The organism is Methylobacterium terricola (assembly GCF_006151805.1).
GTDB lineage: Bacteria > Pseudomonadota > Alphaproteobacteria > Rhizobiales > Beijerinckiaceae > Methylobacterium > Methylobacterium terricola.
This window is the reverse complement of record NZ_VDDA01000001.1, coordinates 343,182-358,672: the sequence shown is the minus strand read 5'-3', so window position 1 is coordinate 358,672 and position 15,491 is coordinate 343,182. Positions and strand designations below refer to the sequence as shown.

General features: G+C 71.6%; 13 protein-coding genes. 10 read left to right on the top strand and 3 right to left on the bottom strand.

The genetic code is table 11. The features are described 5' to 3' along the window. Positions 1-9 precede the first annotated feature (9 nt). Positions 10-1,260 (top strand): TetR/AcrR family transcriptional regulator, encoded by a 1,251-nt coding sequence (locus FF100_RS01605; RefSeq protein WP_139033808.1) that lies wholly within the window; start codon positions 10-12, stop codon positions 1,258-1,260. 239 nt (positions 1,261-1,499) lie between these two features. On the opposite strand, the gene FF100_RS01600 is transcribed toward FF100_RS01605, so the two are convergent. Then, positions 1,500-2,063: a cytochrome b gene (locus tag FF100_RS01600; RefSeq protein WP_246101865.1), complete on the bottom strand. Its 564-nt coding sequence runs from the start codon at positions 2,061-2,063 to the stop codon at positions 1,500-1,502. A 169-nt stretch (positions 2,064-2,232) separates the two neighbouring features. Here FF100_RS01600 and radA point away from each other — a divergent pair, with 169 nt between their 5' ends. The 6 genes from radA (at position 2,233) to FF100_RS01570 (ending at position 10,579) form a co-directional block, all read left to right on the top strand. Beyond that, a complete protein-coding gene (gene radA / locus FF100_RS01595; RefSeq protein WP_139033807.1) occupies positions 2,233-3,687 on the top strand; it encodes a DNA repair protein RadA in 1,455 nt (484 codons plus the stop codon). A 260-nt stretch (positions 3,688-3,947) separates the two neighbouring features. Next, entirely contained in the window at positions 3,948-4,541 is a 594-nt protein-coding gene (locus FF100_RS01590) for a CvpA family protein (RefSeq protein WP_139033806.1), read from the top strand. 259 nt (positions 4,542-4,800) lie between these two features. Then, on the top strand, positions 4,801-6,303 hold the full coding sequence (gene purF, locus FF100_RS01585; RefSeq protein WP_139033805.1) for an amidophosphoribosyltransferase: 1,503 nt from the start codon (positions 4,801-4,803) through the stop codon (positions 6,301-6,303). Between the two features lie 4 nt (positions 6,304-6,307). Next, positions 6,308-7,066: an SDR family NAD(P)-dependent oxidoreductase gene (locus FF100_RS01580; protein ID WP_139033804.1), complete on the top strand. Its 759-nt coding sequence runs from the start codon at positions 6,308-6,310 to the stop codon at positions 7,064-7,066. A 492-nt stretch (positions 7,067-7,558) separates the two neighbouring features. Further along, positions 7,559-10,090: a sensor domain-containing protein gene (locus tag FF100_RS01575; protein ID WP_139033803.1), complete on the top strand. Its 2,532-nt coding sequence runs from the start codon at positions 7,559-7,561 to the stop codon at positions 10,088-10,090. 84 nt (positions 10,091-10,174) lie between these two features. Beyond that, positions 10,175-10,579 (top strand): dihydrofolate reductase family protein, encoded by a 405-nt coding sequence (locus FF100_RS01570; RefSeq protein WP_060846860.1) that lies wholly within the window; start codon positions 10,175-10,177, stop codon positions 10,577-10,579. Between the two features lie 79 nt (positions 10,580-10,658). On the opposite strand, the gene FF100_RS01565 is transcribed toward FF100_RS01570, so the two are convergent. Beyond that, complete coding sequence (locus tag FF100_RS01565; RefSeq protein ID WP_139033802.1) at positions 10,659-11,843, bottom strand: cupin domain-containing protein; 1,185 nt, start codon at positions 11,841-11,843, stop codon at positions 10,659-10,661. Between the two features lie 152 nt (positions 11,844-11,995). Here FF100_RS01565 and FF100_RS01560 point away from each other — a divergent pair, with 152 nt between their 5' ends. Then, positions 11,996-12,418 (top strand): EamA family transporter, encoded by a 423-nt coding sequence (locus FF100_RS01560; protein WP_139033801.1) that lies wholly within the window; start codon positions 11,996-11,998, stop codon positions 12,416-12,418. Between the two features lie 161 nt (positions 12,419-12,579). Here FF100_RS01560 and FF100_RS01555 read toward each other — a convergent pair whose 3' ends face one another. Continuing rightward, on the bottom strand, positions 12,580-13,749 hold the full coding sequence (locus tag FF100_RS01555) for a glycoside hydrolase family 183 protein (protein WP_139033800.1): 1,170 nt from the start codon (positions 13,747-13,749) through the stop codon (positions 12,580-12,582). Between the two features lie 102 nt (positions 13,750-13,851). Between FF100_RS01555 and FF100_RS01550 the strand changes: the two genes are divergently transcribed. Both FF100_RS01550 and FF100_RS01545 read left to right on the top strand, forming a co-directional pair. Next, a complete protein-coding gene (locus FF100_RS01550; RefSeq protein ID WP_139033799.1) occupies positions 13,852-14,445 on the top strand; it encodes an NnrU family protein in 594 nt (197 codons plus the stop codon). 222 nt (positions 14,446-14,667) lie between these two features. Beyond that, entirely contained in the window at positions 14,668-15,414 is a 747-nt protein-coding gene (locus tag FF100_RS01545) for a tetratricopeptide repeat protein (RefSeq protein WP_139033798.1), read from the top strand. The last annotated feature ends 77 nt before the right edge of the window (positions 15,415-15,491 follow it).

The following is a 15,491-nucleotide window of genomic DNA, read 5'->3' as shown; positions in this document are numbered from 1 at the left end:
AATCCCCCCATGCCCCGCAGCCTCGATCCCGAGACCGTGCCCGCCCCCGGCGCGGCGCCGCGCCAGACCCGGCGCTACGCTCAGAAGCGCGACGCGATCCTCCATGCCGCCGCCGCCCTGATCAACGAGGCCGGCGTGAAGGGCACGACGCTCGCCGACGTCGCCCGCAGCGTGGGGCTGATGACGAACAGCGTGACCTATTATTACCGCCGCAAGGAGGATCTGGCGGCGGCCTGCTTCCTGCACACGATCGGGGTGCTCGACGGGCTCGTCGCCCGCGCCGAGGCGGCACCCGACGGGCCGGCGCGGCTCGCCATGCTCCTCGACCTCGTGGTCGCCCACCGGGCCGCGATGGCGGCCGGCGAGGAGCCGGACATCGCCGTGCTCAACGACGTGCGGGCCCTGCCCGCGCCCCAGGCCGAGAGCGTGTTCTCCGCCTACAACGCCCTGTTCCGGCGCCTGCGCGGGTGGTTCGACGACGGCCTCGACCGGGCGGACCGCAACGCCCGCACGCACCTGCTGCTCTCGGTGATGCACTCGACCCGGCTGTGGATCCACCGCTACGAGCCGCGGGACTATGCCCGGGCCGGCGCCCGGATGGCCGACCTCCTCACCCGCGGCATGGCGGGCCCGGGCTCCGGCTGGCGCCCGGGCCTGCTGCCCGAACAGGCGCCTCCCGAGGAGAGCGAGGTGTCGCCAGAGGCGTTCCTGCGCGCCGCCACCATCCTCATCAACCAGCAGGGCTATCGCGGCGCCTCGGTGGAGAAGATCTCCAGCCTCCTCAAGGTCACCAAGGGCTCGTTCTACCACCACAACGACAACAAGGACGACCTCGTCGCCAATTGCTTCGCCCGCAGCTTCGCCCAGATCCGGGCGGTGCAGGACGCGGCGGATGCGCATGGCGGCAGCGGCTGGGACCGGGTCTGCACCGCCGCGGCCACCCTGGTGCGCAGCCAGCTCGGCCCCGGGGGACCGCTGCTGCGCGTCACCGCCTTCAGCGCCCTGCCGGAGGCCCTGCGCACCGAGACCCGGCGCACCATGAACCGCCTGACCGAGCGCTTCGGCTTCTGCCTCGTCGACGGCATGGCGGACGGGTCGGTGCGGCCGCTCGATGCCGGCATCGCCGCGCAGCTGGTGTCGAGCATGGTCAATGCGGCGGCCGAGCTGCCGGCCTGGGTGCCCGGCGTGACGCCGGACAATGCGGCGGAGCTGTATGCGCGGCCGTTGTTCGTGGGGTTGTTCGCACCGGTGGAGCGGTGAGCACCGGGTGCCTTCCCTTCACGGAGGTGCCACCCTCGGTCATCCCGGGGCCGCGCAGCGGAACCCGGGATCCGCAACCGCCGACGGCGCGGGATAAAGTGACACGCTTTCCGCCGGACCCATTTACGGTCGGCGATGATGAATCCCGGGTTCTCGACGTCGTCGACCCCCGGGATGACGCGGTGAGTGGTCGATGTGATGGCAATGCCACGGGGTGGGTCAGTTCCGCCGACCGCCCCTCATCCCCCGACAACCCGCCGCGGCCACATCCGCCCCATCACCTCGTCGCGCCGGATCCAGGCGTGCCACGCCACCGCCAGCACGTGGAGGCTGAGCACGATCCCGACCGCCCACGCGATCCAGTAATGCGCGCTGTAGCCGGCCAGCGACACAGCCTTGTCGACCGGCACGAGGCGCGGGAACGAGAACACCCCGAACCACGGCAGCCCGTAGCCCCCCGCCGCCGAATAGACGTAGCCGCTGACCGGCAGGAGCAGCATCAGGACGTAAAGGCTCGCATGCGCCGCCTTCGCGGCGAGATGGGCCGGGCGGGACGGCGGCACGCGATAGGCCGGCTCGCCGGCGATCAGACGCCAGACGAGGCGCAGGGGCAGGAGCAGCAGCACCGTCAGGCCGATCGACTTGTGGATGTCGAGCAGTTCGCGCCGCGGCGAGGTGCCGGGGACCTGCCAGGCGGCATAGATCCCGATCCCGAGCGCCACCAGGATCAGGGCCGCCATCAGCCAGTGGAAGCCGCGCTGCGCGCGGTCGTAATGGTAGGTGTCGCCGGCCCGGGCCATCATGCGCATCCATCGTCGGGGTAAGGCCGAGCTGTCGCGGCCGATTGGGACGCGAGCGCGGCAGGTTCGTTTCGGAACCGTCGCTCGGGCGGGTCCGGTCCGGTTGCAACGGCTCGCCCCTCGGGACATATCAGGAACACCCCAGGCCTAACCCCCCGGAGATCCGTCGCCGATGGCGAAGAACCACCAGACCTTCGCCTGCCAGTCCTGCGGCGCGGTCTACAACCGCTGGCGCGGGCGCTGCGAGGCCTGCAACGGCTGGAACACGATCGTCGAGGAGACCGGCGCGGCGAGCCCGGTCTCCGGCCCGGTCGCGACCCGGCCGAGCCGGGCGCGGGGCCGGATCTTCCCGCTCGAAGGCCTGACCGGCGAGGTCAAGGAGGCGCCCCGCACCTCGTCCGGCATCGCCGAGCTCGACCGGGTGACGGGTGGCGGCTTCGTGCGCGGCTCGGTGATCCTGCTCGGCGGCGATCCCGGCATCGGCAAGTCGACCCTGCTGATGCAGGCCTCCGCCGCCCTGGCGAAGCGCGGCGAACGCGTCGCCTACATCTCGGGCGAGGAGGCGGTGGGCCAGGTGCGGCTGCGGGCCGAGCGGCTGGGGCTGGCGAGCGCTCCCGTCGAGCTCGCCGCCGAGACCAATGTCGAGGACATCATCGCCACCCTGAGCCAGGGCAAGCCGCCGGCGCTGGCGATCATCGATTCGATCCAGACGATGTGGACCGAGACGGTGGAATCGGCGCCCGGCACGGTGACCCAGGTCCGCGGCTCGGCCCAGAGCCTGATCCGCTTCGCCAAGACCTCGGGCACCGCGGTGATCCTGGTCGGCCACGTCACCAAGGACGGGCAGATTGCCGGGCCCCGCGTCGTCGAGCACATGGTCGACGCGGTGGCCTCGTTCGAGGGCGACCAGGGCCACCATTTCCGCATCCTGCGCGCGGTGAAGAACCGCTTCGGCCCCACCGACGAGATCGGGGTGTTCGAGATGACCGACGGGGGCCTGGCCGAGGTGCCGAACCCCTCGGCCCTGTTCCTGGCAGGGCGCGACCTCGCGGCGCCGGGCACCGCGGTCTTCGCCGGGATGGAGGGCACGCGGCCGCTCCTCGTCGAGATCCAGGCCCTGGTGGCGCCCTCGGCGCTGGGCATGCCGCGGCGTGCGGTGGTCGGCTGGGATCCGAACCGCCTGTCGATGGTGCTGGCGGTGCTGGAGGCCCATGGCGGCATCCGGTTAGGGGGCCACGACGTCTACCTCAACGTGGCGGGGGGCTTGCGCATCAGCGAGCCGGCGGCCGACCTCGCGGTGGCGGCCGCCCTCGTCTCCTCGCTCTCGGGCGCGGCGCTCCCGTCGGACGCGGTGTATTTCGGCGAGGTCGGCCTGTCGGGGGCGGTCCGGCCCGTGGCGCAGGCACCGGCACGGCTGAAGGAGGCGCAGAAGCTCGGCTTCGCCAAGGCGCTGATGCCGCAGGGTCGCGAGGGGGCCGGGCGCGACGGATCGGGGACCGGGTTTCCGGCGGAGTCGTTGCGCCACATCGCGGATCTCGTGGCGGGGGTGGCGGCCTCCGGCAAGCCGGTCCGCGGGGGACGGCGGCAGCCGCAGCGGCTGCCGGCCTATGACGATGAGGATCTGTGACGATCCGATCGATTGACGTCGACGGATGACGGGGCGCCCATGCCCCTCACCTCCTTTGGGGCAACCCCGGGGCCGCGCAGCGGAGCCCGGGATGACGCGAAGGAGGCGAAATCCGTCGATCAGGCCCGGCCGGTCCTGCGCCACAGCACCACCCCACCCACGACAGGGTGACGGATCGGATCCGGCAGCGTATACAACCCCGGCGGTCAGGGCAGCCGCGACCCCGAGGCAACGCTCCCGCCCCCGAACCGTTCCTGCCGATGCCGTTCTCCGTTCTCGATCTCGTCGTGCTGGGTGTCGTCGTCATCTCCGCGTTGCTCGCGGCGGTGCGGGGCTTCACCCGCGAGGTTCTGGCGATCGTGGCCTGGGTCGCGGCGGCCGGCCTCGCCTGGACCCTGCACCCGCTGCTGCTGCCGACCGTGAAGCAGCACGTCTCCAGCGACACCGTCTCGCTGGTGGTCTCGATCGCCGCGATCTTCCTCGTCACCCTGCTGGTGGTCTCGGTGATCACGGTGAAGATCTCCGACCTGATCCTCGATTCGCGGATCGGCGCCGTCGACCGCAGCCTCGGCCTCGCCTTCGGGGCCGGGCGCGGCTTCCTGATCTGCGTGATCGGCTGGGTGTTCCTGGCCTGGCTGGTCCAGGGCAAGGTGCCGGACTGGGCGCAGCAGGCCCGCAGCCGCGAGATCCTCGAGAACAGCGGCCAGAAGCTGGTGGCGATGCTGCCGGACAACCCGGAAGGCCTGCTCAAGCAGTTCCGCAAGCCGAAGCCCGAGACCGATCCCGGCACCGACGCCCCGGCGGAGGCCGATGCCCCGCCCCAGCGCCGCACCGACGCCACGCCGCGTCGCTGAGCAGGTGCGAAACCGCACGGGGCGCCGGATCGGCGTCCTTTGCATGTGAGATACGTCGCGCAACGCGTATCTGCCGCCTTGGTTCCGCCCGCGGCAGCGACTACATAGCCGGCGCGAGGTCAAATATCGGACGCTCCATGGCGTAAGACCCCATGGCCGACACGCGACCTCGCGGGCGAATCAGGCCCGCGCGGCTAACGGGTGCGCGGGGTCGGCGAGGCGAGGCCGTGCGGTGACCGGCCACCAGGGGCTTCTCATCATGTCAGCACGCAGCGAAACCTTCCGGGGCGCGCCCGGGGCGAGCGAGGCGTTCGGCGGCGATCTCGACCTCGACGGCGATACCCTGCGCGAGGAATGCGGCGTCTTCGGCATCTACGGCCATCCGGACGCCGCCGCGATCGTGGCGCTCGGCCTCCACGCCCTGCAGCATCGCGGCCAGGAGGCGGCCGGCATCGTGGCGTTCGACGGCCAGGTGTTCCATTCCGAGCGCCGGATGGGCCTCGTCGGCGATTCGTTCTCCGACCTCGCCACGATCGAGCGCCTGAAGGGCGAAGCGGCGATCGGCCACGTCCGCTACTCGACCACCGGCGAGACGATCCTGCGCAACGTGCAGCCGCTCTTCGCCGAGCTCGAGACCGGCGGCCTCGCGGTCGCCCATAACGGCAACCTGACCAACGGCCTGCTGCTGCGCCGCCAGCTGGTGCGCGACGGCGCGATCTGCCAGTCGACCTCCGACACCGAGGCGATCCTCCACCTCGTCGCCCGCTCGCGCCACGTGCGCATCGTCGACCGGGTGATGGACGCGCTGCGCCAGATCGAGGGCGCCTACGCCCTCGTGATGATGACGAACAAGAAGCTGATCGGCGCCCGCGATCCCCTCGGCATCCGCCCGCTGGTGCTCGGCGAGCTCGACGGCCGCTACATCCTGGCCTCCGAGACCTGCGCCCTCGACATCATCGGCGCCCGCTTCGTGCGCGACGTCGAGAACGGCGAGATGGTGGTGATCTCCGAGGACGGCATCGAGTCGATCCGCTTCGCCCGGGCGCAACCGATCCGTCCCTGCATCTTCGAGTACATCTACTTCGCCCGCCCCGATTCGATCGTGAACGGCAAGAACGTCTATTCGGTGCGCAAGAACATCGGCGTCGAGCTGGCGCGGGAATCCGCGGCCGAGGCCGACATCGTGATCCCGGTGCCGGATTCCGGCGTGCCGGCGGCGCTCGGCTACGCCCAGGAGACCGGGCTGCCCTACGAGCTCGGGATCATCCGCAACCACTATGTCGGCCGCACCTTCATCCAGCCGACCCAGTCGGTGCGCGAGCTCGGCGTGCGGATGAAGCACTCGGCCAACCGCGCGGCGGTCGAGGGCAAGCGCATCGTGCTCGTCGACGACAGCCTGGTGCGCGGCACCACCTCGGTGAAGATCGTCCGGATGATGCGCGAGGCCGGCGCCCGCGAGGTGCATTTCCGCATCGCCTCGCCGCCGATCACCCATCCCGACTTCTACGGCATCGACACGCCGGAGAAGGAGAAGCTGCTCGCCGCGACCCACGACCTCGAGAGCATGCGCCGCTACATCGGCGCCGACTCGCTGGCGTTCCTGTCGATCGAGGGCCTGTACCGGGCGATGGGCGAGGAGGGCCGCGACGCCGCCCGCCCGCAATACACCGACCACTGCTTCACCGGCGACTACCCGACGCCGCTGACCGACCTCGCCGTCGCCTCGCCGCGCCAGATGGCGATCCTCGCCGAGGCCGACTGACCGCATGTCCGACACCCTCCTCCCCGAAAAGCCCCTCGCCGACCGCATCGCCGTCGTCACGGGCGCGTCGCGCGGCATCGGCCGCGCGGCGTCCCTGGCCCTGGCCGAGGCCGGGGCCCACGTCATCGCGGTCGCCCGGACGCAAGGCGCGCTCGAAGAACTGGACGACGCCGTGCGGGCTTCGGGCGGCTCCGCCACCCTGGTCCCCCTCGACCTGTGCGACTACGACGCCATCGACCGCCTCGGCGCCGCGATCCACGAGCGCTGGGGCCGGCTCGACGTGCTCGTCGGCAATGCCGGCGTGCTCGGCAAGCTGATGCCGCTCGGCCACGTCGACCCGAAGGTCTGGTCGACCGTGATGGACGTCAACGTCACGGCGAACTGGCGCCTGATCCGTTCCCTCGATCCGCTGCTGCGGCGCTCGGAGGCCGGGCGGGCGGTCTTCGTCACCTCGGGCGCGGCCTCGTCGTGCCGGGCCTATTGGGGCCCCTACGCGGTGTCGAAGGCCGCGCTCGAGGCGATGGTGCGGACCTACGCCGCCGAGACCGCGACCACGCCGGTGCGCGCGATGCTGCTCAATCCCGGGCCGCTGCGCACCGCGATGCGCAAGGCCGCGATGCCGGGCGAGGACCCGGAGACCCTGCGCACCCCCGAGGACCTGGCGCCCCACATCGTCCGCCTGGCGAGCCCGGACTGGAGCGAGAGCGGCGCGATCTTCGACTTCCCGACCGGCCGGGTGCTGACGCCGCAGAAGCCGGCCTGAACGGATCACCGGCCGTGTGAGGACAGGCAAGGCGGGGCCCTCGCGAGGCGGGGGTCCCGCCTTTTCCATGTCCGGAGCCAGCCTGGCGACCGCGCTGCGTGAGGAACCGGGATCACGTGGACAGGCCCCGCACGCGGTCCGGGCGGATCCTGCGCGCATGCCGGCCTCCACGGGGAACCCGGCATCCCCCGGGATCGCGACGACATGCTCGTCGGTCGCGACACCCGTCACGGGATGACGCAGAGGCGTTCCATGCTCACGGATCCGGCGAAAAGACGCTTTCTGCGCCCTTCGACATTGCCATAGCGGAGGGGTCAACGATTGCTCCGCCCCGCCGCGCTGATTTAGGACACATGTCCCAATAGGGAAAAATTTTCTGTCGCGATGATATCGATTTAAGATTGCATTAGTACGGAACAGCCCATCTTGGCGGGCGTGAACCAGACTCTCCCTGGGAGACCCTGGAGCGACGCCGATGATGGACAGCCAGTCGTGACCGCAAGCACCGACGTCCTGTACCGATTGCTCGTCCAGGGCGTGACCGACTACGCGATCGCCCTGCTCGATCCGGGCGGCGTGGTCGTGAACTGGAACGCCGGCGCAGCGAAAATCAAGCAATACACGGCCGCGGAGATCGTCGGAGAGCACTTTTCGTGCTTCTACGGTCCGGAGGATCGGGCGGCGGGGGTGCCGGAGGCGAATTTGCGCCAGGCCCGCGAGACCGGGCGCTTCGCAGCCGAGGGCTGGCGTCTCCGTCGCGACGGCACCTCGTTCTGGGCCGAGGTCGTCATGGCCGCCATCCGCGACGACGACGGCCACCTCATCGGCGTCGCCAAGATCACCCGGGACCGCAGCGAGCAGCAGCGCCTTCTCCAGCAGCATCGCGAGGAGGAACGTCGCTTCCGCCTCTTCGTCAAGGGCGTGACCGATTACGCGCTCTACATGCTCGATCCGGCCGGGAACGTGGTGAAGTGGAATGCCGGGGCCGAGCGCTCCAGCCAGTACAAAGCCGCCGAGATCGTGGGCCGGCACTTCTCGTGCTTCTACGGTCCGGAGGACCGGGCGGCGGGCCTGCCGGAGGCGAGCCTGCGCCAGGCCCGCGAGACCGGACGGTTCGAGGCCGAGGGCTGGCGCTTCCGCCGCGACGGCACCTCATTCTGGGCCGAGGTCGCGATCGACGCCATCCGGGACGACGACGGCACCCTGCTGGGTTTCGCCAAGATCACCCGCGACCGGACCGAGAAGCGCCTCCAGCGGCTTCAGGTCATCGAGGCCAAGGAGATCGCCGAGCGCCACCGCGACGAGCACGCCGCCGCGTCGGCCTTCCTCGACAGCGTGATCGCCACCATGCCGTCGAGCGTCGTCGTGCAGGACGCCGCGACCGGGCTGATCCGGCTCGCCAACCGGCAGGCCGAGCTGCTGCTCTGCCGCTGCACCGGCGAATTGATCGGCCGCCCGGCCGCGGTGGTCCTGCCGGCGGCCATGGCGGCCCTGATGGACGCCGCGCTCGCGGCGGCCGAAGGGCCCGCGGGCACCGATCCGGCCGCCGTCACCGTCGAGGCCTCGGTCGAGACCGCGTGGGGCCCGCGCATGCTGCGGATGCGCGCCCTGGCGATCGGCGGGCGGGGCGATCACCCGCGCAACGGCCTGCTCATCGCCGAGGACGTCAGCGACGAGCACGCCGCGAGCGCGCGGATCCACCACCTCGCCTATCACGATGGCCTGACCGGGCTGCCGAACCGCGAGTTCTTCCGGCAGCGGCTCGGCGAGGTTCTGGCGGCCGAGACCGCGCGTGGGGAGACCGGGCGCCCCGAGGCCTCCGGCGGCCTGAGCCACGCGGTGCTGTGCATCGATCTCGACGACTTCAAGTGCATCAACGACACCCTCGGCCATCCGGTCGGGGACCACCTGCTGCGCGTCGTCGCCCGGCGCCTCCGGGACAGCCTGCGCCCGGGCGACACCCTGGCGCGCCTCGGCGGTGACGAGTTCGCGGTCGTCGCCGCCGTCCCCGGGGCGGGGGCGGAGGCCGTCGCCCTCGCCGACCGGCTGATCGCGGCGGCGCGCCAGCCGGTCGAGGTCGACGGGCAGCGGATCGAGACCGGGCTGAGCATCGGCATCGCCCTCGCGCCGGAAGACGGCGACACCGCCGATGAACTCCTGCGCTGCGCCGACCTCGCGCTCTACGAGGCCAAGCGCACCGGCCGGTCCCGGCACGCCCGCTTCCACGGCGCGCTCGAGGCCTCGGCCCGCTACCGCCGCCTGATCGAGACCGATCTGCGCGCCGCGATCGCCCGGCGCGAGCTCGGCCTGCACTACCAGCCGATCGTGCGGGCCGAGGACGGCGAAACCGTCGGCTACGAGGCGCTGCTGCGCTGGCACCATCCGGTGCGCGGCCCGATCTCGCCCCTCGACTTCATCCCGGTCGCCGAGGAGACCGGGATGATCCACGAGATCGGCGCCTTCGTGCTGCAGGAGGCCTGCCGCGAGGCGAGCGGCTGGGCGAGCGGCCGCACCGTCGCCGTCAACCTGTCGCCGGTGCAGTTCCGCAGCACGGCCCTCGCGGCCCAGGTCGCCGCGGCGCTCGCCGCCTCCGGCCTGCCCGCCGGCCGGCTCGAGCTCGAGATCACCGAATCGGTGCTGCTCGACGCCTCGTCGAACAATCTCGCCCTGCTGCAGCAGCTGAAGCAGCTCGGCGCCCGCATCGCCCTCGACGATTTCGGCACCGGCTACTCGTCCCTGAGCTACCTGTGCGCGTTCCGGTTCGACAAGATCAAGATCGACCGTTCGTTCATCCGCGAGATCTGCGGCAGCCGGGAGGCGCTAGCGGTGGTGCAGGCGATCACCGGGCTCAGCCGCAGCCTCGGCATCGTCACCACGGCGGAGGGCGTCGAGTCCCCCGAACAGGCCGATTGCCTGCGCGGGGCGGGCTGCACCACGCTCCAGGGCTATCTGTTCGGCAAGCCGGTGCCGGCCGGCGCCCTGCCCGAGCGCGAAGGCGCGGCGGTCCTGCTGCGCGAGGCGTGACACGTCCGTCTGGCCGGGCCTCGGCCCGCGGGCTATCAGGCAGGGCATGGCCCAGCGGGGCCCCGCTCCGGAGGACGTGTTGCGATGATCGACGTGCGGGCGATGTGCGCCATCGGGCAGCGGGGCCAGCTCGGCCTGCACGGGCGGCTGCCCTGGGAGGGCAACACCGATCCACTCTATGTCGAGGACGTGACGCGCTTCTTCGCGGTGACGCAGGGCCACGTGCTGATCGCCGGGCCGAAGACCATCGAGGCGGTGCCGGACTTCGCCTACCAGGATCGCACCATCGCGATCATCCGCTCGCACGAGGATCCGCGGGCGGTGCTGGCGCGCTATCCCGGCCGCCGGATCTATGTCGGCGGCGGGATTGCGGTCTGGAACGTCTACGCCCCGTTCATCCAGCAATGGGACATCACCCGCCTGCCCTATGACGGCGAGGCCGACCGGTGGTTCGATCCGGCCTGGCTGGTGGGGCGCGGACGGGATTGAGGCGGGGCCGTCCGGCCGGCGGGGACGTCCGATCGCCGCCGGCCGGACGGCCGTGTCGCCCGCGCCGCGAGCGACAGCCTCAGCCCTGCTTCAGCTTGGTGATCGTGCCGCCCGGCACCCCGGCGAAATTGTTCGACAGGAGGTAGCGCGGGCTCGATTTGATCCAGGTGTCGAGGTCGATCTCCTCGAACTTGCCGTTGTCCCAGGTCTGGACGATCTCCAGGTCCTCGTCGCCGGTGTTCTTGATCGCGTGGCCGAATCCCATCGGGATGTAGGCGACGTCGCCGGGCTTGAACTCGGCCACCTTGCCGCGCCCGCCCGAGCCGAACAAGGCCACCTGCCCCTTGCCCTTCAGGTAATAGTGCCACTCGTTGGCGTTGACGTTCCAGTGCAGCTTGCGCATCTGCCCCGGCCTGATCGTCATCACGCCGCCCGACATCGTCTTCTGGATCGGCCACTCGTCGACCGTGGCGAGCCGGAAGCTGCCGCCCTCGAACTCGCGGACGGCCCGCGGATCCTTGAGCAGGCGGAACTTGTGGGTCGAGTCCTTCGGCCACGGCGCGTCGAGGGCGTCGGCGACCGGGATCACCGGGCCGGCCTGGATGTAGGCCTCGCCCTTCGGGAAGGCCTCGAAGGCGTCCGGCGACAGGCCGAAATCGAGGGCCAGCATGTCCTTCGGGGTCACGTCGATCCAGTCGGTGATCGAGAACGTGCCGTGCTCCGAGAAGGCGCCGTTGTCGAACGACAGGATGAAGTGGCACGGCTTGTCGCCGATGGTCTGGATCGAGTGGCCGTGGCCCTTCGGGAAGTACCAGAGGTCGCCCGGCTCGTAATTGTTGATCTCGCTGGCACCCGACGGATCGAGGACCACGGTCTGGCAGCGGCCGTCGATGACGTAGGCCCACTCGGCCGCGATGGCGTGCCAGTGCAGCTCGCGCGAGGCGCCGGGCTCAAGGAACATGTGCACGCCCGCGATCCCCTTGCTGATGGGGAACTGGTGCACCGTGGCCTCCTTGGCCCAGCCGCCGGAGGTCACCTTCGGCCGGTTGCCGTCGAGGGAGAAGCGGAAATCGGGCATCGCCCCGACATCCTGCGGATCGTGGTAGGCGACCGTCGCCCCCGGCGGCAGCGAGACCGCCTGGCGGCCGAAGCCGCCGTCGCCCGGGTTGCCGTGGTCGTGCTCCAGCGCCGTCGCCCCCGTGGCCATCAGCCCGCCGGCGCCGAGCGCCGCCGCGCCGAGAAACAGCCGCCGCGTCTGGTCCATGATGTCCCTCCCCCGCCAAGGATCGGCCGGTCGTGCCGGGCCGTCGGCGCGGGAAGCTGGGCCAAGCCGGTGCGCCAGTGAAACGCATTGTCGGCATCGGCGCATGGCCGGCATTCATGATGCCGGGCGGGCGGCGCGGGGGAGGTCGCGGGATGGCGTGGCAGGTCTGGGCGCTGGCCTCGGCGGTGTTCACGGCGATGACGGCGGTCCTCGCCCGGGCCGGCAGCGCCGGTGCGGACACCGACGCCGCCGCCTTCCTCCGCTCGATGGTGATCGTCGCGGCGCTCGGCGCGCTCTGCCTCGCCACCGGGCAATGGCAGGGCCTGCGGGCGCTGAGCGGCCGCAACCTCGGCTACTTGAGCCTCTCGGGGCTGGCCACCGCCGGGTCCTGGGCCTGCTACTTCCGGGCGCTCAAGGTCGGCGGCGCGGCGCAGGTCGCGACCCTCAACAAGCTGTCGATCGTGCTGGTCGCGGTGTTCGGCGCGACGCTGCTCGGCGAGCGGTTGTCAGGGGTGAACTGGCTCGGGGTCGGGCTGGTGGTGGTGGGGGCGTACCTGCTGACCTGGCGGGGGTGAGGGGCAGCGCTCGGCTGCGTCCTGAGCGCCTGCCCAAGCGCCCGGCATCCCTGAAACCCGCGTGGTCGTCCCGGGCCGTCGCCTGTGGCGAGCCCCGGGATGACGCCGGGAGTCGCGGACCAGCCGTGCGGGTTCGACTCGGATCGGCGCCGGGCGAACCCTCACGGCCACACCTTGATCGAGACCGGCCGGCGCACGAGGTCGCGGTCCGAGGTCACCTCGCAGCCCTTGGTCCTCAGCGTCACGTAGAACAGAGTCGCGGTGTCCCCGACGGTGTCGAAGTTGCGGCCGGGCGCGGCCGGGTCGATGAGGGAGGGATAGCTGACGAGCTCGCCGCCCGCGGTGCAGGGATCGTCGTAGAGCGTCGGCCCGGCGATGAGGAGGCGCGGCGCGTCCCAGGCGAGGAGGTCGCGCGAGGTGCTCCAGTAGATCCCCGGCCGCGGGAAGACGCCGCCGGCGGCGGCCTGGAACACCGCGATCCAGGCGCCGGTGCCGCGGTGGCGGCTCACCGAGCCGACCGGGGCCGGGAACGGCGCCACCGGGGCGCAGGAGCCGGTCGGTTTCGCGCCCTTCCCGTAGGGGTTGGGGAAGCGGGCGGAGAAATCCTTGCCGTCGAAGGCGCGCCAGCGGGCGGGATCGGAGACGTCGTCGCTCCGGAACAGGCAGACGCCGAAGGGCTGCCCCGTCCAGCCGGTGGTCGAGGCGTAGAAGTAGCGGGCGCGCCCGTCGGAAACGATGTTCGACGGGTTGAAGAAGCCGCGGTGGCGGCCCTGCTCGACCTCCTGGCGGAAGGGGGCGGCGGCCACCACCGTCGGCGGCACCGTGCGGGTGAAGCTCTTCCCGCCATCGGTCGAGCGGGCGGCCAGCACGGCGTTGTACCAGCAGGCGAGCGCCCCCTTGGTGCGGCAACGGCCGTAATCGTCGGCGTGGTACTCCTCGTGCAGCAGCGCTTCGACCCGCTGGCCGTCCTCGGTCCAGGTGGCGGCGATCCAGGAGCGGTCGTCGAAGGCCTCGGGCTCGGGCTTGAAGGCGGAATCGAGCACGACCCGGCAATCGAGCTTCAGCGCCTCGAAATCGCGGCCGCGGAAGGCGCGGTTGCGGTAATGCATGCCGAACAGGGCGATGCCGCCATCCGCCTCGCGGAAGGCCCGGGCGGGGGCGTCCGGCACGTCGTGCCCGTCGCAGGCGTCGCGGCCGGCCTTGAACACGGTGCGGGGCGGGCCGACCAGGGTCAGGGCCGAGAGCGGCGGCTCCTTGGACGATGGCTCCTTGGCGTCCGCGGCCGTCACGACCGCGACGCAGAGACACGCGAGGAGAAGGCGGAGGAGCATGCGGCATCCCTGGACTTGGCCGTAAAGCCTGCTCCAGAGTGCTTGAGGCTTGCTTAGCGCAGCTCCGCGAATCCAGCCGCCATCCCCGAAGGTTTTTCCCTGATGCTGCTCCTGCTCGCCGGCCTCGTCCTCTTCCTCGGCACCCATGCCTTCACGATGCTGCGGGGCCCCCGCGCCGCCGTGATCGCGCGGATCGGCGAGGGCCCCTACAAGATCGGGTACTCGATCGCCGCGCTGCTGGGCCTCGTGCTGCTCGGCTACGGCTACGGCCAGTACCGGGCGCACGACTACATCCAGGTATGGTCGCCGCCGGTCTGGACCCGCCACCTCGCCCTGCTGCTGGTGCTGCTTGCCTTCATCTCCTTCGTCGCCGCCTACCTGCCGGGACGGATCAAGGCCCGGCTCAAGCACCCGATGCTGCTGGGTGTGAAGATCTGGGCGACCGCGCACCTGCTCGCCAACGGCGATCTCGGCTCGATCATCCTGTTCGGGACGATCCTGGCCTGGGCGGTGATGGCGCGGATCAGCGCCAAGCGGCGGGACGAGGTGAAGCCGCATGGCGGCCCCGTCGCCGCTCCGGCGGGATGGCGCAACGACGCCCTCGCCGTGGTGATCGGGGTCGCGGCCTGGTTCGTCTTCGCCCGGGTGCTGCATCCCTGGCTGATCGGCGTCGCGGTCTGGCCGGGCCAGGCGTAACCGGACGCCCGACCCAACCGAGTTCTCGACCGGGCCTGACTTCCTGCCGGGACTGTGCTACGCGACCGGCCCTGTCGCACGGTCGCGGCGACGAGTCCTTCCAGCATCATTCGCCGAAGCGGTCCCCGGTCCGGCGACGGAAACGATGCAAAAACACGTACCTCGGCAGAGTTGCCCCGGGCAGCTCCGTGGAGGCCCCTGCTGGCGGCGAGCCCGGATACCATGAGCGAGAACGAGTTCATCCGCGAGGTCAACGACGAGTACCGGCGCGACCGCCTGGCCCAGATCTGGTCGCGCTACAGCGGCGTGTTCATCGGTCTCGCGGTGCTGGTGGTGCTGGGCGTCGGCGGCTGGCGCTACTGGCAGCATGCGCAAGCCCAGCAGGCCGAGGCGGCGAGCCTGCGCTTCGAGGAGGCCCTGCGCCGCGCCAAGGACGGCACGCCGGAGGATGCCGAGAAGGCCTTCGCGGGCGTCGCCGCCGAGTCGCCGTTCGGCTACCGCCTGCTGGCGCGCCTGCGCGCCGCGGCGGAGGCCGGCAAGGCGGATCCGGCGGCCGGCGCCAAGGCCTATGCGGCGATCGCCGACGACACTGCGGTCGGCCCGGCGCTTCGCGATCTCGCCCGCCTGCGCGGCGCGCTGCTCCTCGCCGACAAGGACGACGCGACCGCGCTGAACACGCTCCAGAGCCTCGCCGCCCCGACGAGCGCCTTCCGGCACACCGCCCGCGAGACGCTGGGCCTCGTGGCGCTCAAGAAGGGCGACGTCGAGGGCGCCGGGCGCTGGTTCGACCAGATCGCCGCCGACCGCGAGACCCCCGCCGGCCTGCGCCAGCGGCTCGAGATCTATGTCGGCTTGGTGGCCGGCGGTCCGGTGCAGGTCGTCGAGGCGGCGCCCGCAGCCCCGGCCGCCCCGCCGCCGCCGGTCGTCCCCGACGCCCCCGCCCCTGCTCCCGCCGAGGCGACGCGGTAGAATCCCATAGCGCGGGACTTTGACGTCCCGCATCATCACCAGGACAGGGCGGCGCGCCTCGCGGCGTGCCCGCCCGC

Coding starts and splice junctions, on each gene's coding strand:
- FF100_RS01555 (WP_139033800.1), bottom strand. CDS start 13,749: ATGCTCCTCCGCCTTCTCCTCGCGTGTCTCTGCGTCGCGGTCGTGACG.
- FF100_RS01600 (WP_246101865.1), bottom strand. CDS start 2,063: ATGATGGCCCGGGCCGGCGACACCTACCATTACGACCGCGCGCAGCGC.
- FF100_RS01590 (WP_139033806.1), top strand. CDS start 3,948: ATGCCGTTCTCCGTTCTCGATCTCGTCGTGCTGGGTGTCGTCGTCATC.
- FF100_RS01605 (WP_139033808.1), top strand. CDS start 10: ATGCCCCGCAGCCTCGATCCCGAGACCGTGCCCGCCCCCGGCGCGGCG.
- FF100_RS01560 (WP_139033801.1), top strand. CDS start 11,996: ATGGCGTGGCAGGTCTGGGCGCTGGCCTCGGCGGTGTTCACGGCGATG.
- FF100_RS01550 (WP_139033799.1), top strand. CDS start 13,852: ATGCTGCTCCTGCTCGCCGGCCTCGTCCTCTTCCTCGGCACCCATGCC.
- radA (WP_139033807.1), top strand. CDS start 2,233: ATGGCGAAGAACCACCAGACCTTCGCCTGCCAGTCCTGCGGCGCGGTC.
- FF100_RS01570 (WP_060846860.1), top strand. CDS start 10,175: ATGATCGACGTGCGGGCGATGTGCGCCATCGGGCAGCGGGGCCAGCTC.
- FF100_RS01565 (WP_139033802.1), bottom strand. CDS start 11,843: ATGGACCAGACGCGGCGGCTGTTTCTCGGCGCGGCGGCGCTCGGCGCC.
- FF100_RS01545 (WP_139033798.1), top strand. CDS start 14,668: ATGAGCGAGAACGAGTTCATCCGCGAGGTCAACGACGAGTACCGGCGC.
- purF (WP_139033805.1), top strand. CDS start 4,801: ATGTCAGCACGCAGCGAAACCTTCCGGGGCGCGCCCGGGGCGAGCGAG.
- FF100_RS01580 (WP_139033804.1), top strand. CDS start 6,308: ATGTCCGACACCCTCCTCCCCGAAAAGCCCCTCGCCGACCGCATCGCC.